The 26,651-nt window shown below is 66.2% G+C and carries 24 protein-coding genes and 1 pseudogene; 11 read left to right on the top strand and 14 right to left on the bottom strand.

Going from position 1 to position 26,651, the window contains the following annotated elements; translation table 11 throughout:
* Nucleotides 1-189 precede the first annotated feature (189 nt).
* Entirely contained in the window at nucleotides 190-798 is a 609-nt protein-coding gene (locus tag ACQ4OD_RS07840) for an SCO family protein (RefSeq protein WP_031315095.1), read from the top strand.
* Complete coding sequence (locus ACQ4OD_RS07845) at nucleotides 799-1,281, top strand: copper chaperone PCu(A)C (protein WP_038705971.1); 483 nt, start codon at nucleotides 799-801, stop codon at nucleotides 1,279-1,281.
* 109 nt (nucleotides 1,282-1,390) lie between these two features.
* Here the strand turns inward: ACQ4OD_RS07845 and ACQ4OD_RS07850 are convergent, their stop codons facing one another.
* Both ACQ4OD_RS07850 and ACQ4OD_RS07855 read right to left on the bottom strand, forming a co-directional pair.
* Nucleotides 1,391-1,618: a hypothetical protein gene (locus tag ACQ4OD_RS07850; protein ID WP_198754542.1), complete on the bottom strand. Its 228-nt coding sequence runs from the start codon at nucleotides 1,616-1,618 to the stop codon at nucleotides 1,391-1,393.
* A gap of 54 nt (nucleotides 1,619-1,672) precedes the next feature.
* On the bottom strand, nucleotides 1,673-2,806 hold the full coding sequence (locus tag ACQ4OD_RS07855; protein WP_430944125.1) for an MFS transporter: 1,134 nt from the start codon (nucleotides 2,804-2,806) through the stop codon (nucleotides 1,673-1,675).
* Between the two features lie 103 nt (nucleotides 2,807-2,909).
* Here ACQ4OD_RS07855 and ACQ4OD_RS07860 point away from each other — a divergent pair, with 103 nt between their 5' ends.
* Entirely contained in the window at nucleotides 2,910-3,689 is a 780-nt protein-coding gene (locus tag ACQ4OD_RS07860; RefSeq protein ID WP_430944126.1) for an AraC family transcriptional regulator, read from the top strand.
* On the opposite strand, the gene ACQ4OD_RS07865 is transcribed toward ACQ4OD_RS07860, so the two are convergent.
* The 5 genes from ACQ4OD_RS07865 to ACQ4OD_RS07885 all read right to left on the bottom strand — a co-directional run bounded on the left by ACQ4OD_RS07865 (nucleotide 3,676) and on the right by ACQ4OD_RS07885 (nucleotide 7,684).
* Entirely contained in the window at nucleotides 3,676-4,512 is an 837-nt protein-coding gene (locus tag ACQ4OD_RS07865; RefSeq protein ID WP_102685401.1) for an AraC family transcriptional regulator, read from the bottom strand. The two genes, ACQ4OD_RS07860 and ACQ4OD_RS07865, sit on opposite strands and share 14 nt — an antisense overlap.
* Nucleotides 4,509-4,823, bottom strand: a complete 315-nt coding sequence (locus tag ACQ4OD_RS07870; protein ID WP_102685400.1) for an AzlD domain-containing protein — start codon at nucleotides 4,821-4,823, stop codon at nucleotides 4,509-4,511. The genes ACQ4OD_RS07865 and ACQ4OD_RS07870 overlap by 4 nt, the downstream gene beginning before the upstream one ends.
* Nucleotides 4,820-5,518 (bottom strand): AzlC family ABC transporter permease, encoded by a 699-nt coding sequence (locus tag ACQ4OD_RS07875; RefSeq protein ID WP_430944127.1) that lies wholly within the window; start codon nucleotides 5,516-5,518, stop codon nucleotides 4,820-4,822. Before ACQ4OD_RS07875 ends, ACQ4OD_RS07870 begins: the two co-directional genes overlap by 4 nt.
* A 142-nt stretch (nucleotides 5,519-5,660) precedes the next feature.
* The gene (locus ACQ4OD_RS07880) at nucleotides 5,661-6,947 is read right to left on the bottom strand and encodes a sensor histidine kinase (protein ID WP_277503775.1); all 1,287 of its coding nucleotides are present in this window, start codon (nucleotides 6,945-6,947) and stop codon (nucleotides 5,661-5,663) included.
* Nucleotides 6,944-7,684, bottom strand: coding sequence for a response regulator (locus ACQ4OD_RS07885; RefSeq protein ID WP_046855862.1), 741 nt, complete (start codon nucleotides 7,682-7,684; stop codon nucleotides 6,944-6,946). The genes ACQ4OD_RS07880 and ACQ4OD_RS07885 overlap by 4 nt, the downstream gene beginning before the upstream one ends.
* Before the next feature lie 219 nt (nucleotides 7,685-7,903).
* On the opposite strand from ACQ4OD_RS07885, the gene ACQ4OD_RS07890 reads away from it, so the two are divergent.
* A complete protein-coding gene (locus tag ACQ4OD_RS07890; protein WP_139670899.1) occupies nucleotides 7,904-8,179 on the top strand; it encodes a DUF2790 domain-containing protein in 276 nt (91 codons plus the stop codon).
* A gap of 19 nt (nucleotides 8,180-8,198) precedes the next feature.
* Nucleotides 8,199-8,714, top strand: a complete 516-nt coding sequence (locus ACQ4OD_RS07895) for a thioredoxin family protein (RefSeq protein ID WP_430944155.1) — start codon at nucleotides 8,199-8,201, stop codon at nucleotides 8,712-8,714.
* Between the two features lie 103 nt (nucleotides 8,715-8,817).
* Here the strand turns inward: ACQ4OD_RS07895 and ACQ4OD_RS07900 are convergent, their stop codons facing one another.
* The 5 genes from ACQ4OD_RS07900 to xthA form a co-directional block, all read right to left on the bottom strand.
* Nucleotides 8,818-9,825 (bottom strand): GlxA family transcriptional regulator, encoded by a 1,008-nt coding sequence (locus ACQ4OD_RS07900; protein ID WP_046855860.1) that lies wholly within the window; start codon nucleotides 9,823-9,825, stop codon nucleotides 8,818-8,820.
* Nucleotides 9,826-9,955: 130 nt separating this feature from the next.
* Complete coding sequence (locus ACQ4OD_RS07905) at nucleotides 9,956-12,409, bottom strand: TonB-dependent siderophore receptor (RefSeq protein ID WP_430944128.1); 2,454 nt, start codon at nucleotides 12,407-12,409, stop codon at nucleotides 9,956-9,958.
* Nucleotides 12,410-12,636: 227 nt separating this feature from the next.
* Nucleotides 12,637-14,301 carry a cyclic peptide export ABC transporter gene (locus ACQ4OD_RS07910; protein WP_430944129.1) on the bottom strand — a complete coding sequence of 555 codons (1,665 nt, stop codon included), beginning with the start codon at nucleotides 14,299-14,301 and terminating at the stop codon, nucleotides 12,637-12,639.
* A gap of 119 nt (nucleotides 14,302-14,420) precedes the next feature.
* Nucleotides 14,421-15,299 carry a formylglycine-generating enzyme family protein gene (locus ACQ4OD_RS07915; RefSeq protein WP_430944130.1) on the bottom strand — a complete coding sequence of 293 codons (879 nt, stop codon included), beginning with the start codon at nucleotides 15,297-15,299 and terminating at the stop codon, nucleotides 14,421-14,423.
* Between the two features lie 137 nt (nucleotides 15,300-15,436).
* Nucleotides 15,437-16,249 carry an exodeoxyribonuclease III gene (gene xthA / locus ACQ4OD_RS07920; RefSeq protein ID WP_102682351.1) on the bottom strand — a complete coding sequence of 271 codons (813 nt, stop codon included), beginning with the start codon at nucleotides 16,247-16,249 and terminating at the stop codon, nucleotides 15,437-15,439.
* A 163-nt stretch (nucleotides 16,250-16,412) separates the two neighbouring features.
* On the opposite strand from xthA, the gene ACQ4OD_RS07925 reads away from it, so the two are divergent.
* From ACQ4OD_RS07925 to ACQ4OD_RS07940, 4 genes and pseudogenes are all read left to right on the top strand, one after another.
* A complete protein-coding gene (locus ACQ4OD_RS07925) occupies nucleotides 16,413-17,063 on the top strand; it encodes a GNAT family N-acetyltransferase (protein ID WP_102682350.1) in 651 nt (216 codons plus the stop codon).
* Between the two features lie 52 nt (nucleotides 17,064-17,115).
* On the top strand, nucleotides 17,116-18,858 hold the full coding sequence (locus tag ACQ4OD_RS07930; RefSeq protein ID WP_430944131.1) for an autotransporter assembly complex protein TamA: 1,743 nt from the start codon (nucleotides 17,116-17,118) through the stop codon (nucleotides 18,856-18,858).
* Nucleotides 18,855-22,529 carry a translocation/assembly module TamB domain-containing protein gene (locus ACQ4OD_RS07935; protein ID WP_430944132.1) on the top strand — a complete coding sequence of 1,225 codons (3,675 nt, stop codon included), beginning with the start codon at nucleotides 18,855-18,857 and terminating at the stop codon, nucleotides 22,527-22,529. Before ACQ4OD_RS07930 ends, ACQ4OD_RS07935 begins: the two co-directional genes overlap by 4 nt.
* A 17-nt stretch (nucleotides 22,530-22,546) precedes the next feature.
* A pseudogene (locus tag ACQ4OD_RS07940) lies at nucleotides 22,547-22,591 on the top strand (hypothetical protein); the annotation flags it as partial.
* A gap of 118 nt (nucleotides 22,592-22,709) precedes the next feature.
* Here ACQ4OD_RS07940 and ACQ4OD_RS07945 read toward each other — a convergent pair.
* Nucleotides 22,710-23,078, bottom strand: a complete 369-nt coding sequence (locus ACQ4OD_RS07945; RefSeq protein ID WP_139670908.1) for a Mor transcription activator family protein — start codon at nucleotides 23,076-23,078, stop codon at nucleotides 22,710-22,712.
* Nucleotides 23,079-23,522: 444 nt separating this feature from the next.
* Between ACQ4OD_RS07945 and ACQ4OD_RS07950 the strand changes: the two genes are divergently transcribed.
* A complete protein-coding gene (locus tag ACQ4OD_RS07950) occupies nucleotides 23,523-23,711 on the top strand; it encodes a hypothetical protein (RefSeq protein ID WP_023632313.1) in 189 nt (62 codons plus the stop codon).
* Between the two features lie 36 nt (nucleotides 23,712-23,747).
* Here the strand turns inward: ACQ4OD_RS07950 and ACQ4OD_RS07955 are convergent, their stop codons facing one another.
* On the bottom strand, nucleotides 23,748-24,110 hold the full coding sequence (locus ACQ4OD_RS07955; protein ID WP_102682323.1) for a fe2+ zn2+ uptake regulation protein: 363 nt from the start codon (nucleotides 24,108-24,110) through the stop codon (nucleotides 23,748-23,750).
* A 200-nt stretch (nucleotides 24,111-24,310) separates the two neighbouring features.
* Between ACQ4OD_RS07955 and ACQ4OD_RS07960 the strand changes: the two genes are divergently transcribed.
* The gene (locus tag ACQ4OD_RS07960; RefSeq protein WP_430944133.1) at nucleotides 24,311-26,617 is read left to right on the top strand and encodes an acylase; all 2,307 of its coding nucleotides are present in this window, start codon (nucleotides 24,311-24,313) and stop codon (nucleotides 26,615-26,617) included.
* Nucleotides 26,618-26,651: the final 34 nt, after the last annotated feature.

The following is a 26,651-nucleotide window of genomic DNA, read 5'->3' on the forward strand; positions in this document are numbered from 1 at the left end:
CATTGATCCTTAGCAACAAAGTGTTACGGATTCAACCCCTGCGACAACCGGTCGCGCCCCGTATTCAAAGGGCTGCAGCCCGATCAGCCGGATGTCGGGTGGATGGTGCGGGGGTGGCGTGACAGAATGCCCCGGTTTTCTGGCCGGCCCATCCCAGGGGTCGGCACCTTCCCTGTAAAGGATGGTTCCATGAATGATCTGTTGACCCGGCGCGCGGTTGTCGCCGGGATGGGCGTACTGGGGCTTGGCCTGTTGGCGGGCTGCAGCCCGGCCAGGGGCCTGGACTTCAAGTACGGCAAGAACATGAGCAACGAGATCCTCGGGCGCAAGTTCAAGCTCAAGGACCCGCAAGGCAACGAGCGCACCTTGTCGAGCTTCTACGGCTCGATGCCGATGATCTTCTTCGGCTTCACCCAGTGCCCGGCCGTCTGCCCGACCGCCATGGCGCGTGTGGCGCAGATCCGCAAGATCCTGCGTGGCCGCGACCGCGACCTGTTCCAGCCGGTGTTCATCACCCTGGACCCGGAGCGCGACACCCCCGAGGTGCTCGATGCCTACGTCAAGGCCTTCGACCCGTCGATCGTCGCCCTGACCGGCACCCCCGAGGAAATCGACGCGGTGGCCCGTGAATTCAAGGTGTTCTACGAGAAAGTCCCGGCCGGCGATACCTACACCATCTCTCACTCGTCCACCAGCTACGTCTACGATACCCGTGGCACCCTGCGCCTGAGCCTGGGCCATTCCCTGAACGCCCAGGAATGCGCCGAAGACCTGGTCACCCTGATGGAGATCTGCTGAATGTCGATGCAACCGATCAAGCGCGGCCTGGCCGCCCTGGCACTGATGAGCCTGGCCCTGCCGGCCCTGGCCCAGACCACCGTAAGCGACGCCTGGGTACGCGCCAGCGTGCCGCACCAGCATGCCACCGGGGCCTTCATGACCCTGACCGCCAGCAGCGACAGCAAGCTGGTCAGCGTCGCCTCGCCCGTGGCCAAGACCGTGCAGGTGCACGAGATGACCATGAACGGCGACGTGATGGGCATGCGTGAGGTGAAGGCGGTGGAGTTGCCGGCCGGCAAGGCGGTGAAGCTGGACCCGAACGGCTTCCACGTGATGTTGATGGGCCTGAACCAGCAGGTGAAGGAGGGTGAGCAGGTGCCGCTGACCCTGACCATCGAGGATGCCAAGGGCGCGAAGGAAACCCTGCAGGTGCAGGCTCCGGTGCGTGCGCTCAACGCCGAGGCCGGCGCTGGCCACGACCATATGCACATGAACCACTGAACAAGTAGGGGGCGCTAGGCGCCCCTTTCGCTGGCAAGCCACCGAAGGACTGCAAGTCAGCCCCCTGCTTGATTTCTGACCGGCGCTACCTCAAAACCTTGCCTGTAGGTCAACTGCGGAATCTGGGCAGCGGCCGTTCGATGTTCAGCGAGGTCAGCGTCTTGCGCACCTGGGCGTCTTCGGCCTCGAGTTCCTTGAGGCTGGCGCGGATCTTGCCGGCGGCGGGCACGTCGCCCTGGCGGTCGATCCAGTCGGCGATCTCCTTGCAGGCGCTGCTCAGACAGGCTTGGCGCTGGCTCATCAGCGACAGGAGCGTGGTGATTTCTCGTTCGGACATGGCGGGTTCCTCCGTTCAGCCTTGTGAGTGTAGCAGCGGCTGGATCCGACGGTGTCAGCCGCGCAGATAGCGCAAATAGCCCAGGCTCAGCGCGCAGATGGCGAGCGCGATCAGCAGCAACCCAGGCGCCAGTATCTGCAGCATGCCGACCAGCAGCAGCCCCGCGCCGATCTGCAGGTAATACAGCAGGCCGAACAAAGCTGCCGCCGTACCCCGGCAATCGGCGTAGGCCACCAGTGCCGAGCCGAGCAGCAAGGGGATGGCCATGGCGAACGCGACCATCACCAGGGCCATTGGCGCGACGATCCACGGTGATTCACCGATCGCCGTCATGCCCAGCGCGCCGAGCACGAGCAGCAGCGCGGCACCCTTCATCAGGGTGGCGGCCGCGACTGCGGGCCCCAGCAGCAGGGCATTGAGCCTGGCGCCAGCCAGCGAGCCGAGGGCCAGGGCCACGCCCGAATAGCCCATCCACTGTGCCTGACCCAGGCGTTCGAAGACGAACGGCGCCAAGCTGTACCAGGCGAACACGGCGATATTGAACAAGGCCACCAGCGCACTGGCCAGCAGCACCCGGCGGTCCGCCAGCAGGCGCATCAGCACCTGGCGCAACGGTGTCAGTGCGGGCGCGGCGGCCTGGGTCTCGGGCATCGCCTGCCAGCCCCAGGCCAGCAATGCCGATGCCAGGCTCAGCTGTGCGGCCAGCACGCCGCGATAGCCGAACGCCTGATCCAACCAGCCGCCACCGAGCATGCCCAGTGCGGGGCTGATGGCCAGGCACGCGCCGATCAGGGAGAACACCCGGGCCAGTTCCGCGCCGTCGTAGCGGTCGCGCAATGCGGTCTGGGTCACCACCGAACCGACCGCGACGGCGAAAGCGGCGACCATCCGCGCTGCCAGCAACTGGCTGAAATCGCTGGCCAGCAGTGCCGCCAGCGCCGCCAGGGCGTACAGCGCAAGGCCCGCGAGCATGGTCGGCCGCCGGCCCTTGATATCGCACAACCGACCCCAGAACAGCACGCCGACCGCGAAGGCGACGAAGTACAACGACAGGGTCAACGAGGCATCCGCAGCGGAAACCGCGAAGCCTTCGGCCAGCGATACGAGTGCCGGGCTGTAAAGGGTTTCGGCTATTTGCGGGAACATGAGCATGGCAGTGGTGAAAGCCAGCCACCAACGATTTTGCATGGGCTTGTCCTCTGCAGTTTATCGGAGGCCCATGGTAGGGTTGGCAAGCTGTGATCCATTATCGTGATCAGGCCATAAAATCAATGAAACAGGACAAGCTGCAATGGCATGGCTCGCACCCGATAGCGCTTTTGACCCGGACGCCCACTGCGCACCGGTGATCGGCATCTGTTCGGCCCTGGGCGACCATGATTCCGGCAACCACTGGCATGTCCGAGGCCAGGTGCTGTTCACCCGCCAGGGCTGCGTGCGCATCGATTCGCCGGGGCTGCTGTGCCTGTTGCCGCCGAGCCGCGCAGCGTGGATACCGGGCGGTCTGGCACACCGCGCGCGGATGCGCGAGACGGTGGATTACCGCTCGGTGTACCTGGATGCGACGGCGGCGGCGGGGCTGCCGGAGCAGGTGACGATCCTCGACGTCAACCCATTGTTGCGCGAGTTGCTCGAGCGGATTGCCGAGGCACCCTTCGACAGCGACTGGCGGCATGGGGCCAATCATCATTTGCTGGGCTTGTGTCGTGCCGAACTGCAGCGCGCGCAGCGCCAGCCAATGCTGCTGCCGCTGCCGCGCGACCGACGCCTGGCGCGCCTGGTGGACGGACTCGACCGCTTGCCGCCGGCGCTGGGCGAACTGGCACGGCAAGCCGGGGCCAGTGAAAAGACCATCGGCCGCCTGCTGCGTCGCGACACCGGGATGAGTTACCAGCAATGGCGCCAGCAGTGGCGGTTGCTGCGGGCGGTCGAGCGTCTGGCGCTGAACGTGCCGCTGGGGGAGATCGCCGATGAGCTGGGCTTCTCCAGCGACAGCGCCTTCATCGCGTTCTTCCGCGGCATGACCGGGCTGACGCCGGGCGCCTGGAGTCGTGCCGCTACGCCAGGTTGAGACAGGCCTGGCGATAGGCGCCCGGCGGCACGCCATAGGCCTGCTTGAACTGCCGGCTCAGATGGCTCTGGTCGGCAAAACCCAGGGTAAAGGCGACTTCGAGGACGGCTTGGCCGCGTTTGAGCAGTTCCCGGGCGCGTGCCAGGCGGCGCTGCTTGAGCCAGGCATGCGGCGGCAGGCCGGTGGCCTGGCGGAATACCCGGGCGAAGTGGAACGGCGAAAGGTTCACAGCAGCCGCCAAGGCCTCCAGTGACGGCGGATCGGCCAGCTGGCTCTCCAGCAGCTCGCGGGCGCGGGCCACGGCCAGCGGTTCGTTGCCGGGGGCGACGGGTTCGGCGCAATGGCCATGGCGCTGCACCAGGGCCAGCACTGCCTGGCGCCAGGCGGTCTGTTGCTCAAGGGCGCTGGCGCAGGACTCCGAAAGCCGATGCAGGTGGCTGAACGTGGCGGCCAGGGCCGGGTCCTGGATCACGCTGTCCTTGAACCGGGGCAGGCCATGGCGGCCCAGTTCCAGTTCGTCGAGCACGCCGGTGACCCGTTCGTGCTCGGGGTAAAAGCCACGGTAGCGCCAGCCGGCCTCGTGGGCGGTGGCGCCGGTGTGCAGCTCGTCGGGGTTGATCAGCACCATGCTGCCCACCGGCGCCAGGTGCTCGCTGCCTCGGTGCCAGAAGCGCTGGGCGCCGGACTCGATCACGGTGAACACATAGCCTTCGTGTACGTGCGGAGCGAAGCGCTGCTGGATATAGCGGGCGTGCAGCATCTCGACATCGCCCAGGGCGGGCGCCTGCCACAGGTGGGCCTGTTCACGCAGGGGCGTGGTCATGCCAGCCAGCTGCGTAGGAGGAAGAAGATCAGCATGCTCGCCAGCATGCTCAGCAATACGCTGCGGGTCAACAGCACCAGGGCGATGGCCACCAGCGAACCGAGCAGGTAGGGGTTCAGCGGGCTCAGGTCGAGCTGGTGCCCGGGCAGGAAAATGATCGGCCCGCAGATCGCGGTGAGCATGCCGGGCACGGCAAAGCCGAGGAACTGCCGAGCATTGGAGCTCAGGCGCAGGGGCAGGCGCGGTTCGAGGAAGGCGTAGCGGTTGAGGAATACCACCGCGCCCATGGCGAAGATCAGCAGCCAGATCATGGGCGGCCTCCGGAAAACTTCTGGCAGATGAAACCGGCGGCCATGCCCAGCAGGCCGGCGGCGACCAGGGCGGTCTCCCAGTGCCAGTAACTGAACAGCACCGAGCAGAACAGCGACACCGCCACGCACACCACGGTCGGCAGGTTGCGCACCAGCGGCGCGATCAGTGCGACGAAGGTGGCGACGATGGAGAAGTCCAGGCCCAACTGATCCAGGTGCGGGATGTTCTGGCCGAGGACAATGCCGGCCAGGGTGAACAGGTTCCACGCCACATAGAACGTCAGGCCAACGCCCAGGGCGTACCAGCGGTTGAACTGCTGCTGGTCGTGGTGGCTGGTCAGGGCGAAGAACTCATCGGTGAGCAGGAAGCCCAGGCCCAGCCGCCAGCGAGTCGGCAGCCCCGACAGGACCGGGCGCATCGACAGCCCGTAGAGCAGGTGCTGGGAGGTCAGCAGCAGGGTGGTGAGCAGGATCGAGAACAGGTTGGCGCCCCCTTTGAGCATGCCGATGGCCACCAGTTGCGCGGCACCGGCGAAGACGATGGCCGACAGACCCTGGCCTTGCCAGGTGCTGAGGTTGGCTTCGATGGCCATGCTGCCTGCGAGCAGGCCCCAGGGGGCAACGGCCACGGACAGCGGCAGGATGGCGATGGCGCCGTGGAGGAACGCTTGGCGGGCGAGGGGTGGGCTGGGCATGGAAGCGGCAACGAATCGACAGGGCAGACAAGCATGCCAGAGGGGGCCGGAGGTGGCTTGAACGATCTTGCTTTGTTGTCGCCTTTGCTGGCCGCGTCAAAGGGCAAGCCCACAGGCTTGAGCAGCGGGCTTGCCCTTTACTTCAACGCAACTCGACCTGCGCGCACAGTCCTCCTTCGGCGCGGTTGCGCAAGGTCAGGCTGCCGCCCATGGCCTGGGTCAGTTGCTGGGCGATCGCCAGCCCCAGCCCGGTGCCGCCGGTACTGCGGTTGCGCGAGCTTTCGACCCGGTAGAACGGCTTGAGCACGTCATCGAGTTCCGCCTCGGGGATACCGGGGCCATCGTCGAGCACGCGGATCAGCGTCACGCCGTTCTCGCAGCCGACTTCCAGCTGCGCGGCACCGGAGAACTTCAGCGCATTGTCCACCAGGTTCACCAGCACCCGGCGCAAGGCGTGGGGGCGGGTTTCCAGGGTGGCCTGGGCGCTGCCGCTGCGATTCACCTGCGCGCCGCTGTCCTGGTAGTCGAATACCAGGCTGTCGAGGAAGGCGTCGAGGTTGACCCGGCACGGCGCCTCGGTGCCGCTGTCCATGCTGCGGGCATAGGCCACGCCCTCGCGCACCAGGTGCTCCATGGCGTCGAGGTCGTGCCACAGCTTGTCCTTCTCCAGCCCGTCGTCCATCTGCTCGACCCGCAGCTTCATGCGCGTGATTGGCGTCTGCAGGTCGTGGGAGATGGCGGCCAGCAATTGCATGCGCTCCTTGAGGTAGGCGGCGATGCGCGCCTGCAGCGCATTGAAGGCCACGGCGGCGTAGCGCACCTCGCGCGGGCCGCTTTCGTCGAGCAGCGGGCCGGGGCTGTTCGGGTCAAGGTCGTCCACGGCCTGGACCAGCCGGGTCAGCGGGCCGATGGCCAGGCGCACGGCGAGCCAGGTGCAGGCCAGCAGCACCGCCAGCTGAATCAGCAGCACCACGGGCAGCCAGGTGGCCACCGGTACCGGTGCCGGGGTGACGTCGATGGTCAGCGGCGCGCCGTCGGCCAGGCGCAGGTGGGCCTGGAAGTGCGCATTGGGGCCGGGGATTTCCTGGAAGGTCAGGCGGTAGCGGTCGCCGATGGCGTTGACGATCGAGTCGGCGGCCATCGGCGGGTTCTCGCTGGGCATGGCCTCGCCGGACAGCCCCTCGTCCAGCCGGTAGCGGTAGGTGCGCCGTTCCAGGCGCGACAGCCAGGCCGGGCGCTCGGCGGCGGGCAGGCGGTCGAGGATGGCGACCGAGGTCGACACGTCCAGCTCCAGGTTGCTGAGCATCATCGAGCGGCTGCTGACATAGCGCTCGTAAGCCTGCAGGCTGAACGACAGGCCGTAGGCCAGCACCAATCCTGTGAAGAAGATCAGCGCCAGGCGCGAGGCCAGGGTGCGTGGCCACTTCATGCCGGTGACTCCAGCAGCTGCACCGGCAGCGAAAACACATAGCCTTCGCTGCGCACGGTCTTGATGCAGGTGGGCTCGCGGGCGTCGTCGCCCAGGCGTTGGCGCAGGCGGCTGACCAGCAGGTCGATGGAGCGGTCGAAGATGTCCGCCTCGCGGCCCTGGGTCAGGTTGAGCAGTTGTTCACGGCTGAGCACCCGCTGCGGATGGTCGAGGAATACCCGCAGCAGGCGGTACTCGGCGCCGGACAGCGCCACCAGGGTGCCTTCGCTGTCGAGCAGGTGGCGCGCGGTGGTGTCCAGGCGCCAGGGGCCGAAGGCGATCAGGCGCCCGCTTTCGCTGATGGTCAGGTTAGGCGGCAGCATGCGCGTGCGGCGCAGCACGGCGTTGATCCGCGCCAGCAGCTCGCGGGCGGAGAACGGCTTGGTCAGGTAGTCGTCGGCGCCCATTTCCAGGCCGATGATGCGGTCGGTCTCGTCGTTGCGCGCGGTCAGCATCAGCACCGGCGTGTTGCGGTGCTTGCCGGCGCGCAGTTCGCGGCACAGCAGCAGACCGTCGTCGCCGGGCATCATGATGTCGAGGACGATCAGGTCGACCGTGTTGTTTTCCAGGAAGGCGCGCATCTGCCGGCCATCGGCGACGATGCTGGTGCGCAGACCGTTCTTCTTCAGGTAGTTGCCGACCAGTTCGCGGATTTCGCGGTCGTCGTCGACGACCAGGATGTGATCGACATGCTCCATCGGGGTGTCCTTGTAGGTGAGGGTTGGGCGCAGTGTACCGAGCGAATCCGGGCTTGCCTGCCACGGTTTGTATTGCAGTGTATCTGGCGCTGCCGTGGATACAGGAGCAAGCACTTCACAGCCTGGGCGGACACAAGTGGGATACCTGGCGGGAGTGAAATGGCTCTACCGGGGAGCGACGCCTCCCCAATGCCAAGACCTCGCATCAGGAGAACCACCATGACTATCAAGACCCTCGCCAGCGCCGCCCTGTTCGCCGCCCTCGGTCTCGGCGCCATCACCGCCCAGGCCAGCAGCACCTCGCTCAACGAGGCCAGCGTGATGCAGTACCGCTACGGCGACAAGCTGGATGTGAAGAAGGTGCTGTCAGTGAAGGATGACCGCAGTGACACCTGCGGCGTGGTCAACACCCGCATGGACTACCTCGACTCCCAGGGCAAGCCGCAGAGCGTCGAGTACCGCTCCTACGCCACCAGTGGCTGCCATGACAACTGAGGCGCGCGGCAAGCGCCGCCTGCTCAAGGCCGGCGGCGTGGCCCTGGCCCTGCTCGGGCTGAGCCTGGCCGGCCACCTGCTGGCCCGCGACAGCTATGGCCCCATGCCTTCGCTGGCCGGGGCCGAGCAGTGGCTCAACTCGCCGCCGCTGGACGGCCCGGCCCTGAAGGGCAAGGTGGTGCTGGTGGATTTCTGGACCTACGACTGCATCAACTGCCGGCGCAGCCTGCCGCATGTCAACGACTGGGCGCGGCGCTACAGCGCGCAGGGGCTGGTGGTGGTCGGGGTGCACACGCCGGAGTACGACTACGAGCATGACATTGACAGTGTTCGGGCGCAGGTGCAGCAACTGGGCATCGCCTATCCGGTGGCGGTGGATAACGGCTACCGGATCTGGAACGCCTGGGGCAACCAGTTCTGGCCGGCACACTACTTCGTCGACCGCAAGGGGCAGGTGCGCCATGTACACTTTGGCGAAGGCGATTATGCGGGGCAGGAGCGGGTGATCCAGGCATTGCTCGATGAGCAGGGCTGATCCGTTGTCCGTTCCGGCCCTATCACGGGGCAAGCCCGCTCCCACGACCGCCGTCTAGCAACCTGCGCGGGCTTGCCCCGCGATATGGCCCGCCCAGGCAGCATCATTCGCCGAGCCGCTGCTCCCGCGACGGCGGATAGCCGAAGTACGCCGCATAGCACTTGCTGAAATGCGATACCGAAACGAAGCCGCAGGCCACCGCCACCTCCATCACCGACAGGTCCGAATACTGTAATAGCCGCCGGCTCTTGGTGATGCGCAGTTCCATGTAGTAGCGCCTGGGCGAGGTCCCCAGCTGGGCCTGGAACAAACGGTCGATCTGCCGCCGCGAGCGCCCGGAGTAGGCGGCCAGCTGGTCGAGGCTCAGGGTTTCCTCGAGGTTGTTCTCCATCAGTTCGACGATGGTGCGCAGGTGCAGGCTCATGGACTTCTTCGCCCCGGGTCCGACCTGGCGATAGCGTGCGCCGGAGAACGACAGGATCTCTTCCACGCCTTCGGCCAGGGCATCGCCGTACAGGCGCCGTACCAGGCCGAGCATCAGCTCCATGGCGCCATTGGGGCTGGCGGCGCTCAGGCGATCGCGGTCCAGGGTGAAGCTGGCCGGGGTGATGCGCGTCTGTGGGCTGATCTCGGCCAGGCTGGCGCGCTGCTCGGGGTGTACGCTGCAGCCGTAGTCGTCGAGCACTCCGGCCCGGCCGAGGAACCAGGCGCCGTTCCACAGCCCGCCGAGGGTCATGCCGTGGCTGGCGCAATCGCCCAGCAGGCGGTCGAGGTCAGGGTACTTCAATGGCGTGCGCAGGCCGCCGCACACCACCAACAGGTCGAGGTCCTGCAGGCTGCGGGGATCGAGCGGGCTGGCGATCAGTTCCAGGCCCAGGTCGCTGAGCACGCGATCACCGCCCAGTGACAGCGGGGTGGAGGTGAAGCTGTCGGCGCGCAGCAGGTTGGCGGTGACCAGCACGTCCATCGCCACGGTGAAGCTGGCCATGGAGAAGTGTTCGAGCAGGACGAAGTCGACGCGATAGGGGCGCTGGTTGCCGGCGTCGCCGGACTTGAGCCGCAGCATGTTGCTGGTGCTGGTCTTTTTGCTGAACTGACGTGGCGTGGGCACTGCGGACTCCGCTTCCTGGCTGGCGGGGTCGAGTGTGCGGTGGGGCGGGGGGAAAGACAACAGGGCGTTGGATGTCGCTGAAAACACAGCGCCCCCTCGAGAGGGGGCGCCGGTTGTTGCCGTGCGGGGTTTAGAAGTCGCCGCGCAGGGTGAACATGTAGCTACGCGGAGTACCGTAGGTGGTGCCGCGACTCCAGTAGCCCATCGAGTCGAAGTACTTGCGGTCGAACAGGTTCTCGACGTCCACGCCTACGGTCCAGTGCTCGTCGAGCTTGTAGGCGGCACGCGCGTCGAAGATCGCCCGGCCGCTGTTGTACGCCTCGTTGTAGGCATCGACGTAGGAGTTCTGCGCCGAAACGCCACCCCCGACGCTCAGGCGGTTCCACTCGCCCGGGAAGGTGTAGTTGGTGTTCACGCGCACCATGTGTTTCGGGGTCTGCGCCGAGATCGGGCCACCTTCGGAGGAGCTGGTGGTGTTGTAGGTGTAGCCAGCCGCCACTTGCAGGCCCGGCAGCAGTTCGCCGGTGGCCTCGGCTTCAAAGCCCTTGCTGCGGTTGATGCCATCGCCGTTGACGTAGCACACCAAGCCCGCATTCGTAGGGCATACATTGGTTCGGTTTGGGTCCCGCTTATAGACATCTTCCTGCTCGATGTAGAACACCGCGAAGGACACGTTCAGGCGTTTGTCGAACAGCTCACCCTTGATACCGGTTTCGTAGTTCGAACCGACTGATGGATCCAGCACGCTGCCGCTGACGGTGCGGTAGTTGGACTGCGGCAGGAAGATGTCGGCATAGCTGGCATACCAGGACCACTGGTCGTTCAGGTCGTAGATCGCACCGACGAAGGGCGTGAACTCTTCATCCTGGCGACTGGTAGTTACCGTTGGGCCGTTCCAAGCTTCGTTCTTGTACCAGCTCAGGCGGCCACCGAGAACGAAGCTCAGGTCTTCGGTCGCGTGCAGTCGGGCGCTCAGGTAGGTGCCGTAGCGGGTGTCAATGGTGTCGTTCTTTGAATCCCAGCCTTGACGCGCCAGCTCAGGAATATTGCTATGGCTGGGGTTGAATACATCGAGCCAAATTGGCTCAGGCAGCCGCTCAGTACGGTCCTTGTCATTCATCTTGCGCTTAGACCAGTTAGCGCCCAGCGTGACCTGGTGGGTCAGGCCGAAGGCCTCGAATGTACCGTCCAGATGGCCGTCGACAGCGTTGGAGGTCACGTCAAACTTGTGGTAACTGACGTCATTGACTCTAGGACTATCGGGAGCACCGTACTCCAAGGTGGGATTGTCGTAACCCACGCCCCACTCGATGGCGCTGCGGTTGTAGCCGCCTTCGGAGTGAGACAGCGCCAGCTTGCCGGTCCAGTTGTCGTTGAAGCGGTGGGTGAGGTCGGCGAACACCTCGTCCATGTTGGTCTGCAACTTGGTCCAGTCCTGCCCGAGGTAGGTCGAGCGCTTCAGGTGCGGGTTGCTGCCGTCGGGGTTGTTGGGGATACCCAGCACACTGTAGCCGTCGATGCGCGAGGTCTGGCGGCGCAGGCCGACAGCGACGGTGGTGGCATCGTTGAGGTCGGCTTCGACGATGCCGTACAGCAGCGGCCGCTTGGACTTGGTGACGTCGGTGAAGTAGCCACGGTCTTCATAGGAGGCAACCATGCGCCCGCGCAGGGTGCCCTGGGGGTTGAGGCGGCCGCTGGCATCCAGGTCCAGGCGGTAGTTGTCCCAGGAGCCGGCGCGGGTGATGACGGAAAAACGCGGGTCGGCGGTCGGGCGCTTGCGCACCAGGTTCACCGCGCCGCCCGGGTTGCCCGCGCCCACCAGTAGGCCGGAGGCGCCGCGCAGCACTTCGACGCGGTCGAAGATCGCCATGTCCGGGGTCATCCAGCCGGTGTAGGCGTAGGCCTGGCCGGGCACGCCGTCGACCATGTAGCTTTCGTCGGTGAGGTCGAAGCCACGGGAGCTGAAGTGGTGGTTGCCATAGCCGCGGTTGGCGCGGGTGATACCGGTGGTCTGGGCCATCACCTGGTCCAGCGAGACCAGGTTCTTGTCGTCCATCAGCTTGCGCGTGACCACGGTGACCGACTGTGGGGTCTCGCGCAGCGATTGCGCGGTCTTGCCGATGGTCACCGCGCCGGTGGTGTAGGAGTTGCTGCCTTCGGTGGTGGCACCCAGCACCTGGCCATTGATGGTGGTGGCGTCCAGGGTCATGGCCGAGCCGGATTCAGCCGCGCCGCTGATGATCAGGGTGTTGTCCTGCACGCTGTAGCGAATCCCGCTGTTCTTCAGCAGCTCCCCAGCTGCCTGGGTTGGCGAGAAGCGGCCCTTGACCGGGCTGCTGCGCAGGCCCTGTACGGTTTCCGGGCTGAACAGCACCTGCAGATTGCCCTGGCGGCCCAGCTCTTGCAGCGCGCTGCTCAGCGATTGTGCAGGGATGTCGAAGTCCTGCTCCTGGGCTTGCACCTGGGCGGCGAGCGGCAGGGACAGGGCGAGGCCGAGGGTGGCCATGGCCGGCGAGGAACGCAGCATCCGGCGCAGCATCAGCGCCTTGCTCAAGGGGGTCAGTGTGTTGGCTGGTAGTGGCATTTTTATGCTCTGGCTCAAGGTACGCAAAGTAAATGAAAATTATTCCGTTGCGAGTAGGACGCATGCGCATGCCAAAACCGGAAAAATATTTTCGGTTGGCAGGGGCCTGACCTGTGACTTCCCTGTAGGCAGGAGTGATTCAGCGTGCGGCTATAGGGGAACGAGCGGAGCGGCGGGGAATTTACAACGTGCGGGCGGTGGCGAGGACCACCGCCCGTGAGGCGGGGTCAGGCGGGCAGGGCGGGTTCCTGGTTGCGCTCGACGACGATCTGGCCGCCGTGCATGCGCACCAGTTGGTCGGCCACCGGGAAATAACGGTCGTCGTGGGAGATGACGATGATGGTCTTGCCTTGCTGTTTCAGTTCCGGCAACAGCTCGGTGTAGAACACGCGGCGGAAGGCCGGGTCCTGGTCGGCGGCCCATTCATCGAACACCAGCACCGGGCGCTGGTCGAGCCAGGCATTGATCAGCGCCAGGCGCTTGCGCTGGCCGGTGGACAGGTCGGTGGTGGTGAAACTGCCGTCGCGGATGCTCACCTTGTGGGAGATATCCAGGCGCTCGAGGTACTTGCCGGCCTCGGGCGGCAGCTCGGCCTGGCCGGGCAGCGGCTCGTCGAACAGGTAGTAGTCGGCGAAAATGGTGGTGAACAGCTGGCGGTAGTCGTCCAGGCGCTGCGGGGTGACCGTTTCGCCATTGAGGCGCACTTCGCCCTGTTGCGGGCTGTACAGGCCCAGCAGCAGCTTGATCAGGGTGGTCTTGCCGCAGCCGTTCTCGCCGACGATGAAGACGATGTCGCCCTGGCGGATGCTCAGGTTCACCGGCCCCAGGTGGAACGGCTGGCTGCCCTCGACCTGCGGGTAGTCATAGCGCAGTTGGCGCAGCTCGATAGACTCGACGCTGGACACGGCCGGGGCGCGGTCGCTCACCAGCAGGTGCGGCTCGGGCGACGAGAAGCGCGCCGACAGCTCGGCGATGCGGCGCAGGGCGATCTGCGCGCGGCTGATGCTCGGCAGGTTGGTGATCAATTGCTCCAACGGCCCCTTCATGTACAGCATCACCAGTACGAAGCCGCCGAGCACGGTGCGCTCGGTGTTCGGCCACAGCGCCTGGAAGGCGATGGCGACGCCGATGACGGCGAAGAACAGCATCGAGCCGAAGGTCTCGGCGCTGACGAAGATGTTCGCCGCGCGGATGTTGGCCTTGCAGATGCGCTCGGTGGCGCCGTGGATCAGCTGGTCATGCATGTGCTGGCGGCGCTTGCGCTGGATGCGCAGTTCCTTGGCGCCGCCGGAGAGGGCCTGGTAGTGCTTCTGCAGCTCGTCCTCGCCGTTGCGGGCGGTGAGGATGTTCTTCATGCCGAAGCGGTGGGCGAGGAACTGCGCGCCAGTGCCGATCACCACGGTCAGGGCGGTGATCAGCAGGATCTGCCAGGACAGCAGCGCCAGGTAGGCCAGGCAGCCGAGGGTGACGGTGAAGGCGATGACCATCGGCGCCACGGACAGGGCGAAGGCGCTGATGGTGCTGACATCGTTTAGCAGCACCGGGATCAGGCGGTGGGCACGGTAGCGCTCCAGTTGCGCGATCGGCGCCACCAGCACCTTGGCGGACAATTCGCGGCGCAGCCGCGCCACCACCTTCTGGCCCACGTAGTTGGTCAGCAAGTTCGAGCCGGTGGAGCAGGCCAGGGTCAGCACGCACAGGCCGCCGAACAGCAGGGCGGTATGGGTGTCAGGCCCGCCGGCGGCATTCATCGCGCTGTTGATGGTGGCCAGCAGGGCGGTGACGCTCAGGCCGCTGACCACGCCAAGGGCCGCCGAAAGCGCGACCAGCATCCAGAACGGCTTGAGTATGCGCAGGGTTTCCTGGGCGAGGCTGGGTGTCTTGAGCGTCATGGGGGCATCTCGTGAGTATTCGTTGGCGCCGGGCAGGAGCAGGTCCTGATCTTGGTAGACGAGAGGGTTTTGCGCGGATTTAGTCGCCCGGCGCCGAGGGCGCCGGGGCGGGGCAGGGCTTACAGCTCGCGGGCGACGCGGAAACCGATCCAGTCGCCGCGCAGGGTGGAGCTGCGCTCGTTGCGGTTGCCCGAGCGCGAGAAGATCGGCGCCTCGGTGTAGTCGTTGCCGCGGATCACCCGACGATCCTCGCATTCGCTGCTTTTCGTCTGCGGGCTGCCGTCGGTGGGGGCGCTGGCGTAGCTGTCGACGTAGCAGTCGCGGGTCCATTCGTAGACGTTGCCGTGGCCGTCGTAGACGCCGAAAGCGTTGGGCGGGAAGCTGCCGACCGGCGAGGTGAAGGAGAAGCCGTCGGTAGGGCCGTAGGTGTTGGCGTGCTTGGAGATCTGGTACTTCTGCTCGTCGTTGTCATCGAGCGGGAAGGGGAACGGCCCGCTGCTGCCGCCACGCACGGCGTACTCGCGCTGGGATTCGCTGAGCACCTTATAGACCTTGCCGGTCTTCTTCGACAGCCAGCTGGCATAGGCCTCGGCTTCGTGGAAGTTCAGGCACACGGCAGGCTGGCGGTCGCCTTGCTGGTAGCGCGGCACGCCGGCGATGCACTCGCGGCCTGGGCGGGTATCGCCGTTGGGGACCTTGTAGCCGGTGGCCTTGAGGTAGGCCTTCCACTCCCCGTTGGTGATCTGGTACTGGCTGACAGCAAAGGCCTTCTTGAACGTTACCTCGTGCAGCGGGCCTTCGTCGTCCTGGCGGCCTTTTTCGTCAGCCGGGGTGCCCATCATGAAGCTGCCGGCGGGCAGCACCACCATTTCCGGGCAGGTCTTGGCGCAGTCGCGGAACACGCTGCCGGGTTTGTGCGCGGGCGCCGCGGCCAGGGCCGGCAGGCTGCAGGCGACCAGCAGGGCGGCCAGGGTGAGGCGGTTCAGGGGTGCGGTCATGGGGAAGCCTTGTTCAGGGTTGCTGGGCAGACAGCGGGAGTTCGTGCTGTTGGACGAACTGAACGAGGCGATGTTTAAGGGGGATTTGTATCCAGGTGTGGTAGGGCTGCGCCTGTAATCGCGCAGCCCGTACGCAATCAGCCCAACTCAAGCCAGATCGGCGCATGGTCCGAAGGCTTTTCCATCCCCCGCAGCTCATAGTCGACCCCGGCGGCCCTGACCCGCGGCAGCAGCCCATGGGAGGCCATGATCAGGTCGATGCGCAGGCCGCGCTTGGGCTCGTCCTCGAAACCGCGGCTGCGGTAGTCGAACCAGCTGAAGCGGTCGGCCACGTCCGGGTACAGGTGGCGGAAGCTGTCGACCAGGCCCCAGCCCTTGAGACGCTCCATCCACTCGCGCTCTTCGGGCAGGAAGCTGCACTTGCCGGTCTTCAGCCAGCGCTTGGCGTTGTCCGGGCCGATACCGATGTCGCAGTCCTGGGGCGAGATGTTCAGGTCGCCCATCACCACCACAGGCTGGTCGTTCTTGAACTGCCCCTCGAGCAGGGCCTGCAGGTCGCTGTAGAAGCGCTGCTTGGCCGGGAACTTGGTGGGGTGGTCGCGGCTTTCGCCTTGGGGGAAGTAGCCGTTCATGATGGTGATCGGCGTGCCGTCGGCATCGGCGAAGGTGCCCCAGATGAAGCGACGCTGGGCGTCCTCCTCGTCACTGGCGAAGCCCTTGGACAGTGACAGCGGTTTTTCCCGCGAGAGCAGGGCGACGCCATAGTGGCCCTTCTGGCCGTGGTAGTGCACGTGGTAGCCGAGTGCCTCGACGTCGGCCAACGGGAACTGATCGTCGCTGACCTTGGTTTCCTGCAGGCCGATCACGTCCGGCTGGTGTTTGTCGATCAGCGCCGCCAGCTGGTGCGGGCGGGCGCGCAGGCCGTTGATGTTGAACGAGACGATCTTCATGGAAAGACGATCCTGGTAAAAGCCACGGATGCTAGCCGACATCGCCGGCCACGGCCAGCATGGCGCCGCGCTGCGGGCGCTGCTAACGTGCTGGAGGAGGTGAACCCAGCGCCGGAATCTGGTTCCAAGGCCCTGTACGCCCATTCCAGGAGGACTGCCCGCAATGCCCGACGACATCGCCGCCCCGGCCCGGATCTGCCTGCTCGACGCCGGCTACGCCCGCGAGGCGCGTTCGCTGCTCTACCATGCCTACCGCCACGAACCGACCTTCGCCTGGCTGTTCGAGGCCCAGCGCCCCGGGTACGAGCGCCGCCTGCGGGTGATGGTGCGCGAGTGGGTGCGCCAGCACTTTTATCTGCAATTGCCGGCGATCGGCCTGTTGCTGGAGGATCGCCTGATCGGCCTGGCGCTGATCGTGCCGCCGCAACGCCGGCTCGGCGTGGCCGACAGTTGGGCCTGGCGCCTGCGCATGATCCTCGGCACCGGCCTGCGCTGCACCCGCCGCTACCTGGATTACCAGGCCGCGCTGGCCGGTTGCCTGCCGGGGGACAAGGTGCATGTGCTGCCGCTGTTGGGCGTGCATCCGCAGTTCCAGGGCCAGCACTACGGCGAGCAACTGCTGCAGGCCGTGCATGACTGGTGCGCCGAGGACGCCGGTACCGAGGGCGTGGTGCTGGACACCGGCAATGCGCACTACCTGGCGTTCTACCAGCGCCAGGGTTATGAAGAGATCGGCGAGATCGCCGTGGGGCCGATCCGTGAGCGGGTGTTCTTCCATCCCAACCCGCGCTCGTCGAGGGTAGCGAACCTGTGACAGGCGTTTTCTGAAAGCCCCTTGGCCGTTGCGCTCTGGTAGCATGCCGCGCATGACGTATTCAGGAAGACTTGGCTGGGGCCTGCTGTTGCTGGCCGCCAGCTCCATGGCATGGGCGCAGAGCGAATTGCTGGTGCGGGTCAAACCCGCCAACAAGGCGCTCAAGTCCAATATCGAAGGGTATATCGGCAGCCTGGGTGATCGCGACGAAGAGGCCTTGCTGCGCTTCAGCCGGGGGGCCGAGGAGCAGGCGCGCAAGGCGGCCCAGGCCCTGGGCTATTACCAGGCGCGGGTCGAGACCGAGGTCAAGGCGCCGGCCGAAAAAGACAAGCCACCGCAACTGATCATCCAGGTCGAGCCCGGCGAACCGATTCGCCTGCGCAACGTGACCGTGCGTATCGAAGGGCCGGCCAGCGAGCTCAGGGGGTTCCGCATTCCCGACAGCAAGGCGCTGCGTCCGGGCGAGCAGCTCAACCATGGCACCTACGAGGACGCCAAGCGGCTGATCCAGAACCAGGCCTCGCGCTACGGCTTCTTCGCCGGGCGCTTCGAGCGCCAGCGCCTGGCGGTCGATCCGCAGGCCGGTGTGGCCGACATCGAACTGGTCTACCAGAGCGGCCCGCGCTACCGCCTTGGCGCGGTGAGCTTCGGTGGCGATGCGCCGCTGGACAACGACCTGCTGCAGCGCATGGTGGGGTTCAAGCCCGGCACCCCGTACGACTCGGAACTGATCGCCGAACTCAACAACGACCTGCAGTCCAGCGGCTACTTCGACAGCGTGCGCGTGGACGCCGCGCCCACCGCCGCAGTCGGCGAGGACATCCCGGTGGACGTCCACCTCGACACCCGCAAGCCACGCACCCTAGGCCTGGGCCTGGGTTTCTCAACCGACGTCGGCCCGCGCGGCAAGGCCAACTGGACCCGCCACTGGGTCAACCCGCAAGGGCACAGCTACGGCTGGGAAACCGAGCTGTCGGCGCCCCGGCAGAACGTCGGCTTGTGGTACGACGTTCCGCTGGACCCGCCGCTCACCGACAAGCTGCGCTTCGCCGGCGGCTACCAGAACGAGGAGATTTCCGGCACCGATACCTTGAGCAAGCTGCTCACCGTCGGCCCGGAGTGGCACAGCAAGCTGCCCAGCGGCTGGCAGCGGGTGATTTCGCTCAAGTACCAGCGCGAGGAGTATCGCCTGGGCGACGACTCGGGGCTGAGCAACCTGCTGATGCCGGGTGTCAGCTTCTCCTACCTGCGTAGCGACAACCGCATCGACCCGCACAATGGCTATCGCCTGCAGTTCGACCTGCAGACGGCCAAGGAGGGCCTGGGTTCGGACACCAACCTGATCCACGGCAACGTGCTGCTCAAGGGCCTGACCACCCTGGGCCAGAACCATCGCTTCCTTGGCCGCGTGCAGTTCGGCGGCAGTGCCACCAATGGCTACCAGCAGAACATCCCGCCGTCACTGCGCTTCTTCGCCGGTGGCGACCAGAGCGTGCGCGGCTACGACTACCAGTCGCTGTCACCGAAGAACAACCAGGGCGACCGCATCGGTGGGCGCTACCTGGTGGCCGGCAGCGCCGAGTACCAGTACTCGATTGCCGAGAAATGGCGCCTGGCTACCTTCATCGACCAGGGCAATTCGTTCAACTCGCTGGAACTGCCCAGCCTCAAGACCGGCGTCGGCATCGGCGTGCGCTGGGTGTCGCCGGTGGGGCCGCTGCGCCTGGACCTGGCCCGCGCCCTGGATGACGACGGTGGTTTTCGTTTGCACTTCTCCATGGGGCCTGAGCTGTGACGCGTGTAGTCAAACCCATCCTGCTGGCACTGCTGGGCCTGCTGTTGCTGATCGTCCTGGCGCTGGGCCTGGTGCTGGGTACCCAGGGCGGCAGCCGCTGGGTGCTGGGCCTGGTGCCGGGGCTGCAAGTCAGCGATTTTTCCGGACGCCTCGGCGGCAGTTGGCAGGCCAGCCAACTGCGCTGGACGGCGGGCGAAGACCGTGTCGAGGTGCAGGCCCCGCAACTGGACTGGTCGCCAGCCTGCCTGCTGCGCGCCACCTTGTGCGTCGAGCGTCTGCAGGCCGAGCGTATCGACATGGCCTTCGCCCCGGGCGAGGACAAGCCCGATAGCGGCCCGCTGCAACTGCCGATGCTGAATCTGCCGTTGGCCATTGAGCTGGGCGAGGTCAAGCTGGGCCAGCTGCGCCTGGATGGCAGCGACCTGCTGGGCGACCTTAGCCTGGCCGCGCACTGGACTGCGAGCGGCCTGCGCGTGGACAGCCTGCAACTGCGCCGCGACGACCTGCGCCTGGACGTGCAGGGCGACCTTACGCCCCAAGGCGACTGGCCGCTGCAGTTGCAAGGTACGCTGCAACTGCCCGCGGTCGATGGCAAGCCTTGGCAACTGGCGTTGAGCGCCAAGGGCGAGTTGCAGAAGTCCCTTGCCGTCGACGCCACCAGCAGTGGCTATCTGGACGCACGGCTGAGCGGTGAGCTGCAGGCCCTGGCCGAGCACCTGCCGGCCCACCTGAGCATTCGCGCGGACAGCTTCAAACCCGCCGCCGAGCTGCCCGACACCCTGCAACTCGACCAGCTGCGGCTCGATGCCCAGGGTGACTTGCTCAAGGGTTATCAGCTGTCCGGCTCGGCCACGCTGCCCGCCGAGCAAGGGCCGATCGGCCTGGTGCTGGCCGGCAAGGTCGATGCCAAGGGTGCCCGGCTCGATGCCTTGGACCTGAACGCCAGCGACCAGCAACGCCTCAAGCTGCAGGCCAGCGCCGACTGGCAGCAAGGCCTGAGCGCCGATGCCAGCCTCGACTGGCTGGACTTCCCCTGGTTGCGCCTGTACCCGCTGGAGACGGCGCCCCAGGTCACGCTCAAGCGCTTCAACGCCCAGGTGCAGTACCGCGACGGCAGCTACAAAGGGGTGGTCAACGGCGATCTGGACGGCCCGGCCGGCGCCTTCAGCCTGGCCAGCCCGTTCGACGGCGACCTCGGTCAGGTACGCCTGTCGCAACTGTTGCTCAGCGCCGGGCAGGGCAAGGCCGCCGGCAGTGTCGCGCTGCGTTTTGCCGACACCCTGGCCTGGGATGTCGACCTGCAACTGTCGGCCCTGGACCCGGCTTACTGGCTGGCGGAGCTGCCCGGCACCCTGGCCGGCCCGCTGCGCAGCCAGGGCGAATTGAAGCACGAGCAACTGACGCTCAAGGCTCAGTTGGACCTCAAAGGGCGCCTGCGCGGCCAGCCGGCGCTGGTCAAGGTCGACGCCGAAGGCGCGGGCGAGCGTTGGACCTTGGGCAGCCTGGCGGTGCAGCTGGGCGACAACCGCATCAATGGCAGCGCCAGCGTGCAGCAGCGCCTGGTCGGGCGAATCGACCTCGACCTGCCGCGCCTGGGCCAGCTCTGGCCACAGCTGCAAGGGCAGGCCAAGGGCCGTCTGGACCTGGCCGGCACCCTGGCCGCGCCGCAAGGCACCCTGACCCTGCAGGGGCAACAGCTGGGCCAGGCCGACAACCGTGTGCAGCGACTGGACCTGGATGCCCGGCTGGACAATGCCCAGCGTGGCCAGGTGACGCTCAAGGCCGGCGGTATCCGGGTGGGTGATACCGCCCTGGGCAGTCTTGATGTGCAAGGCAAGGGCGATCTTCGCCAGCAGGCTGCCACCCTGGCCCTCGACGGCCCGCAACTCAAGCTCGACCTGGCGCTGGATGGCGCCTTGGCCAAGGGTGACTGGCGTGGTCGCCTGGCCAGCGGGCGGATCCAGGCCGGCGGCCAAGACTGGCAGTTGCAGGCCCCGGCGCGCCTGCAGCGCCTGGCCAGCGGTCAGCTCGATTTCGGCGCCCATTGCTGGCGTTCCGGCCAGGCCAGCCTGTGCGGCGAGGACCAGCGCCTGGCGCCGGAGCCGCGCCTGCGCTACCACCTCAAGCAGTTCCCGCTGGACAGCCTGGCGCAGTGGCTGCCCAAGGACTTCGCCTGGCAGGGCCTGCTCAACGCCGACATCAACCTCGACATCCCGGCCAGCGGGCCCAAGGGCAGTATCCGCGTCGATGCCGGCGGCGGCACCCTGCGGGTACGCGACAAGGACCGCTGGGTCGACTTCCCCTATCAGGTGCTGCGCCTGGACAGCACCCTGGCGCCACGCCGGGTCGACACCCGCCTGGACTTCCGAGGCGAGCGCCTGGGCGAGTTGAATGTGAGCATCCGCCTTGATCCCCTGGGCCGCAACAAGCCGTTGTCCGGTGATTTCCGCCTGGCCGGGCTTGAGCTGTCCGTCATTCGGCCGTTCCTGCCGATGGTCGAGCGCCTGGCCGGCCAGCTCAACGGCAGCGGGCGTCTGTCCGGCAGCCTGATTGCGCCCCAGGTCAATGGTAGCCTGGCCTTGAGTGGCGGCGAGGTCAGCGGCGCGGAGTTGCCGGTGAGCCTGGAGGACCTGTCGCTGCAGGCGCTGATCGCTGGTGAGCAGGTGCAATTGAACGGCAACTGGCGCAGTGGCGCGGCAGGGCGTGGGCAACTGACCGGGCATATGACTTGGGGCCAGGCGCTGGGCATGGACCTACGCCTGCAAGGCCAGCAACTGCCTGTCAGCGTCGAGCCCTACGCGGCGCTGGAAGTGGCGCCCGACCTGAGTATTCGCCTGGTGGACGACAAGCTTGCGGTGACCGGCAAGGTGCAGGTGCCCAAGGGCAAGATCACCGTGCGCGAGCTGCCGCCGTCGACGGTCAAGGTCTCGGACGACACGGTGATCGTCGGCCACCAGACCGAGCAGGGCAAGCCGGCGATGGCGGTGGCGATGGACATCGATGTCGATGTCGGCAGCGAAAAACTGTCGTTCAAGGGCTTCGGCCTGACCGCCAACCTGCTGGGGCACGTGCATATCGGCGACAACCTCGATACCCGGGGCGAGCTCAGCCTGGCCGATGGACGCTACCGCGCCTACGGGCAGAAGCTGACCATTCGCCGCGCGCGGCTGCTGTTCGCCGGCCCCATCGACCAGCCGTACCTGGACATCGAGGCGATCCGCCAGGTCGACGACGTGATCGCCGGCATCCGCCTGAGCGGCAGCGCCGAGCAGCCGACCACCAAGGTGTTCTCGGAGCCGGCGATGAGCCAGGAGCAGGCGTTGTCCTACCTGGTATTGGGTCGCCCGCTGAACAGCTCCGGCGAAGACAGCAACATGCTCGCCGAGGCGGCGCTGGGGCTGGGGTTGATGGGCAGCGCCGGTCTGACTGGCGGCCTGGCCTCGAACCTGGGCATCGACGACTTCCAGCTCGACACCCAGGGCACGGGCAACAAGACCAGCGTGGTGGCCAGCGGCAACCTCACCGAGCGCCTGAGCCTGCGCTATGGCGTGGGCGTGTTCGAGCCGGCCAATACCATTGCCTTGCGCTACAAGCTCAGCAAGAAGGTCTACCTGGAAGCCGCCAGCGGCCTGGCCAGCTCGCTGGATATCTTCTACAAGCGCGATTTCTGATCCAGACCGCCGAAGTATTGGGTACGCATCGCAATACCTTGCTCCGGCGCCTGGAGCGCGCCCAGGACATGCTGCCCATTCCCTTTGCCGACCACCGTATCCAGATTGCCGCGGCGCTCGAGCTGGTGCTGTGGAGCACACCACTCGAGGACGGCGAAAAGTAGTTCGAGGTTGCCGTGGCTACGCCTGTCGACGGATGTTGCCGATCTGTCGCAGGCTCAACCCATACTTGTCGGCGAGCAGGCTGCGTGACAGCCCGCTGGCGCTCTCCCGCTGGATCTGCTGGTTGCGCAGCTGGCGCTGGAAGTGGTCGGACTTGGGGATCTCCAGGGCAAGGCCGGCGAAGCGCTGGATCAGCGCATCGAGCGCCTCGGACGGCAACACATCGGCCAGTTTGGTGCGTTGGCGATGCTTGGGGATGTACTTGGGGCGTCCGCCAAAGGCATGGGTCAGCCGGTAGGCGTTGTCCAAACCGATGCATTCGATCAGTGCCTGCAGCGACTGAGGCAGTTGGGTGAGGTCGATGTTGCTCAGGTCTGGCATTTCCACGAAATGGTTCCTTCCGTCATTGGGTTTGGCCGGCGCCGAGGTCCCGATGGGCTGCGGCGTGGGTTGCCACGGGGAGGTCCGCGTGGCGTGGCCAGATTTTCGAACAGCGACGGAAAGGGTCGCTAGGCGCGAAGCGGACCGGGGCTTGTAGTCGTCCTTGTCTGTTGTTTGCGGGCAACTGGACGCCTTGAGGTAGGAAATGCCTTCACCCCTGCGCTGCAGGCCCCAAACCATCTAGAGAAAGGGTTCCATGATGGCTTAGTGGGTAGCTTACCTAGACATGCACATACGGGCGCATCTCGACGCTACCGTGGGGCAGGGGCAGGAAAGAGGGGATTGCTGCGTTGGGAGCCGGCAGGAACTGCAGCGAGGGGAAAGCGGCCGAGGTATCATGGCGTCGGCTCCGCTGGAGCCTCATGTCCCCGATGTCGCAAGGAACCTCCGATGACACACGTGCAGCGCCTGAAATATTCGATCCTGATCATCCTGGTGGTCCTGGGAATCATGCTTGGCCTAAGTTACCTGCAGAAGCAGGGCACTATCAGCGAGCAGACATTCCAGTACGTCGCCATCGCCATTGCGGTGGTCGTGGTGGTGATCAACGGGATCCTGCGGCGCAAGGTGAAACCCTGAAGCAGGCGGGCCGGCATATCCTTGCCGGCCATGCGCTCAGCGCGAGGCGGGTTGCTCGAGCACGGCCCGGGCCTGAGGGTTCAGGCTGTAGCATTTGTCGCTGCCCAGGTTGATCACGCCTTCGCTGCACAGGCGCTTGAGCACCTCGCGCACGCTCAGGAACGACAGCGGGATATCCAGCTGCTCGAGTTGCGCATGCACGCCACGCACACCAATGCTGCGGCCATTGCGGCCGGCGGTGTGCAGGGCGTCGATGACCTTCAGGCGGATCAGGCTGGTGCGCAGGCCGTAGGCGCGCAGCAGCTCGCGGATCTGTTCGTTGCCCACGCGTTCCTCCTGGGAGGCGGCGGCCTGGCTGGGTGCAGGCTGCGCCGCTAGCGATTGTTGCGGGTTGTACATGTGAATGCTCCTTTTCGTGGACTGTCCCGAAATCATGGGTGCCTCACATCTAAAGACGTTTGAGCTCGACAAAACTGCAACCCTCGGTGAAAAAAATCTGACACGTTCTGTTGAGAACGTTGCAGCACTGCGTCGAACGTAAAATTTTCATCTGGCCATTCGTCTGTTCGGGATGACCCCGATAAGCACGAGGAGTGCCTGTGATCCCTCTTCCCCTGTTTCGCCTGGGCCTTGCCGCCGCCCTGGTCGCTTCCAGCCTGACCCTGCAGGCGCGCGAGGTCGATGGTGATGCCTCCGCGCAGATCCGGCGCACCAGTTTCGGCGTGCCGCACATCCTGGCCAAGGACGAGCGCGGCCTGGGCTACGGCATCGGCTACGCCTATGCCCAGGACAACCTGTGCCTGCTGGCTGGCGAAGTACTGACCGTCAATGGCGAGCGCTCCCGCTATTTCGGTGCCGACGGCAAGACGGTCGAGCAGCGTGACAATCTCTCCAGCGACCTGTTCTTTACCTGGCTCAACGAGCCTGCGGCGGTAGACAGTTTCCTCAAGGCGCAGCCGGTGGCGGTGCGCGACCTGCTTGATGGTTATGCCAACGGCTACAACCGTGCCCTGGGTGAACGACGGGCCGAGGGGCTGCCGGCCGAGTGCGGGGCAGGGGAGTGGCTACGACCGATCACCAGTCGCGATCTGGTCAAGCTGACCCGGCGCTTGCTGGCCGAGGGCGGTGTGGGGCAATTCGTCGAGGCCGTGGTCGCCGCGACGCCACCCAAGCTGGCGGCGCAGCGCCCGGTGGTCGACTACAGCGTGGCCTTGGCGCGACAGGCGCAGTTCGCCGCCGAGCGTGGCAGCAATGCCGTGGCCGTGGGCGCCGAACGTTCGGCCAATGGCCGTGGGTTGCTGCTGGCCAACCCGCACTTCCCGTGGGTCGGTGGGCTGCGTTTCTACCAGATGCAGTTGACCATCCCCGGGCAACTGGATGTGATGGGCGCGGCCTTGCCGGGCCTGCCGGTGGTCAATATCGGTTTCAACCGGCACCTGGCCTGGACCCACACGGTCGACACCTCCAAGCACTTCACCCTCTACCGCCTGCAACTGGACCCCAAGGACGCCACCCGCTACCTGTATGACGGCCAGTCGCTGCCGCTGGAGCGCAAGCTGCTGACGGTCACGGTGAAGGGTGAGGACGGTACGCTCAGCCAGGTCGAACGCACGATTCACCTGTCGAAGTTTGGCCCTGTGGTGCAATGGCCCGGCCGTCTGGATTGGGACAATCACGCCGCCTACAGCCTGCGTGACGCCAACCTCGACAACACCCGGGTATTGCAGCAGTGGTACCGGATCAACCGTGCCGACAGCCTGCAGGCGCTGAAGGCGTCGGTGGGCGAGCTGCAGGGCATCCCCTGGGTCAACACCTTGGCAGTGGACGCTGCTGGCCAGGCCTTGTACCTCAATCAGTCGGTGGTGCCCTATGTCGACCAGGGGATGCTGGAACAGTGCAGCAACCCGGGCGCGTCGGGCCCGCTGGTGGTGCTCGACGGCTCGCGCAGTGCCTGTCAATGGAAGGTGGATGCGCAGGCGGCCCAGCCAGGGATCTTCCCGGCCAACCTGCTGCCGAGCCTGGAGCGGCGCGATTATGTACAGCACGCCAACGATTCGGCGTGGATGGCCAACCCGGCCCAGCCGTTGACCGGCTTCTCGCCCTTGGTCAGCCGTGCCGACCAGCCCCTGGGCCTGCGTAGCCGCTTTGCCCTGCAGCGCCTGCAAGGCAAGGGCAAGCTGGGCAGCGCCGAGCTGCAGCACATGGTGTTCGATGACGAGGTGTACCAGGCCAGCCTGCTGATGCCGGACCTGTTGCAATGGTGCAAGGGCGTGGAGGCGGACATACAGTCGGTGTGTGCCAGTCTGCAGGCGTGGACCGGCAAGGCCGATCCGGATAGCGGCATCGGCCTGGTTCATTTCATCAACATCGCAGGCGCGTTGGCCGAGCATCCGCAAAGCTGGCGCGTGCCGTTCGATCCGGCCGACCCGTTGCACACGCCTCGTGGCCTGGCGGTGGAGCAGGCCGCGGTGCGCAAGCTGCTGCACGAAGCGGCGCTGGACTCGCTGGCGCAGGTGAAGGAGGCCGGTATCGCCGCCGACCAGCGTTGGGGGCAGATCCAGCAGGCCGCCGATGGCACGCCGGTGCCCGGCGGGCCGCAGGCGTTGGGCGTCTACAACGCGATGGTCAGTGTGCCGGTAGGGCCGGGCAAGCGCCTGGTGGTCAGTGGTTCGAGCTATCTGCAAGTGGTCAGTTTTACCGAGCACGGCCCTCAGGCCCAAGGGCTGCTGGCTTTCTCGCTGTCGAGCGAGCGGGCGTCGGCGCATGCCGCTGACCAGACGCGAGCTTTCGCGGCCAAGCAACTGGCGCCGATACCGTTCACCGAGGCGCAGATCAAGGCTGATCCGCAGTATCGGCAGTATGTGATCAGCGAGCGGGACAAGGGGCGGGTGGTCAGCGCCCAATAGTGCCGGTGAAGACATCGCGGGGGAGACCCGCGAT

The organism is Pseudomonas sp. WC1, assembly GCF_050586565.1.
Lineage (GTDB): Bacteria > Pseudomonadota > Gammaproteobacteria > Pseudomonadales > Pseudomonadaceae > Aquipseudomonas.

What these genes read in the sequence shown, in the direction of transcription:
- ACQ4OD_RS07840 (WP_031315095.1), top strand. Translation starts at nt 190, where the DNA reads ATGAATGATCTGTTGACCCGGCGCGCGGTTGTCGCCGGGATGGGCGTA.
- ACQ4OD_RS07845 (WP_038705971.1), top strand. Translation starts at nt 799, where the DNA reads ATGTCGATGCAACCGATCAAGCGCGGCCTGGCCGCCCTGGCACTGATG.
- ACQ4OD_RS07850 (WP_198754542.1), bottom strand. Translation starts at nt 1,618, where the DNA reads ATGTCCGAACGAGAAATCACCACGCTCCTGTCGCTGATGAGCCAGCGC.
- ACQ4OD_RS07855 (WP_430944125.1), bottom strand. Translation starts at nt 2,806, where the DNA reads ATGCAAAATCGTTGGTGGCTGGCTTTCACCACTGCCATGCTCATGTTC.
- ACQ4OD_RS07860 (WP_430944126.1), top strand. Translation starts at nt 2,910, where the DNA reads ATGGCATGGCTCGCACCCGATAGCGCTTTTGACCCGGACGCCCACTGC.
- ACQ4OD_RS07865 (WP_102685401.1), bottom strand. Translation starts at nt 4,512, where the DNA reads ATGACCACGCCCCTGCGTGAACAGGCCCACCTGTGGCAGGCGCCCGCC.
- ACQ4OD_RS07870 (WP_102685400.1), bottom strand. Translation starts at nt 4,823, where the DNA reads ATGATCTGGCTGCTGATCTTCGCCATGGGCGCGGTGGTATTCCTCAAC.
- ACQ4OD_RS07875 (WP_430944127.1), bottom strand. Translation starts at nt 5,518, where the DNA reads ATGCCCAGCCCACCCCTCGCCCGCCAAGCGTTCCTCCACGGCGCCATC.
- ACQ4OD_RS07880 (WP_277503775.1), bottom strand. Translation starts at nt 6,947, where the DNA reads ATGAAGTGGCCACGCACCCTGGCCTCGCGCCTGGCGCTGATCTTCTTC.
- ACQ4OD_RS07885 (WP_046855862.1), bottom strand. Translation starts at nt 7,684, where the DNA reads ATGGAGCATGTCGATCACATCCTGGTCGTCGACGACGACCGCGAAATC.
- ACQ4OD_RS07890 (WP_139670899.1), top strand. Translation starts at nt 7,904, where the DNA reads ATGACTATCAAGACCCTCGCCAGCGCCGCCCTGTTCGCCGCCCTCGGT.
- ACQ4OD_RS07905 (WP_430944128.1), bottom strand. Translation starts at nt 12,409, where the DNA reads ATGCCACTACCAGCCAACACACTGACCCCCTTGAGCAAGGCGCTGATG.
- ACQ4OD_RS07910 (WP_430944129.1), bottom strand. Translation starts at nt 14,301, where the DNA reads ATGACGCTCAAGACACCCAGCCTCGCCCAGGAAACCCTGCGCATACTC.
- ACQ4OD_RS07915 (WP_430944130.1), bottom strand. Translation starts at nt 15,299, where the DNA reads ATGACCGCACCCCTGAACCGCCTCACCCTGGCCGCCCTGCTGGTCGCC.
- xthA (WP_102682351.1), bottom strand. Translation starts at nt 16,249, where the DNA reads ATGAAGATCGTCTCGTTCAACATCAACGGCCTGCGCGCCCGCCCGCAC.
- ACQ4OD_RS07925 (WP_102682350.1), top strand. Translation starts at nt 16,413, where the DNA reads ATGCCCGACGACATCGCCGCCCCGGCCCGGATCTGCCTGCTCGACGCC.
- ACQ4OD_RS07930 (WP_430944131.1), top strand. Translation starts at nt 17,116, where the DNA reads ATGACGTATTCAGGAAGACTTGGCTGGGGCCTGCTGTTGCTGGCCGCC.
- ACQ4OD_RS07950 (WP_023632313.1), top strand. Translation starts at nt 23,523, where the DNA reads ATGACACACGTGCAGCGCCTGAAATATTCGATCCTGATCATCCTGGTG.
- ACQ4OD_RS07955 (WP_102682323.1), bottom strand. Translation starts at nt 24,110, where the DNA reads ATGTACAACCCGCAACAATCGCTAGCGGCGCAGCCTGCACCCAGCCAG.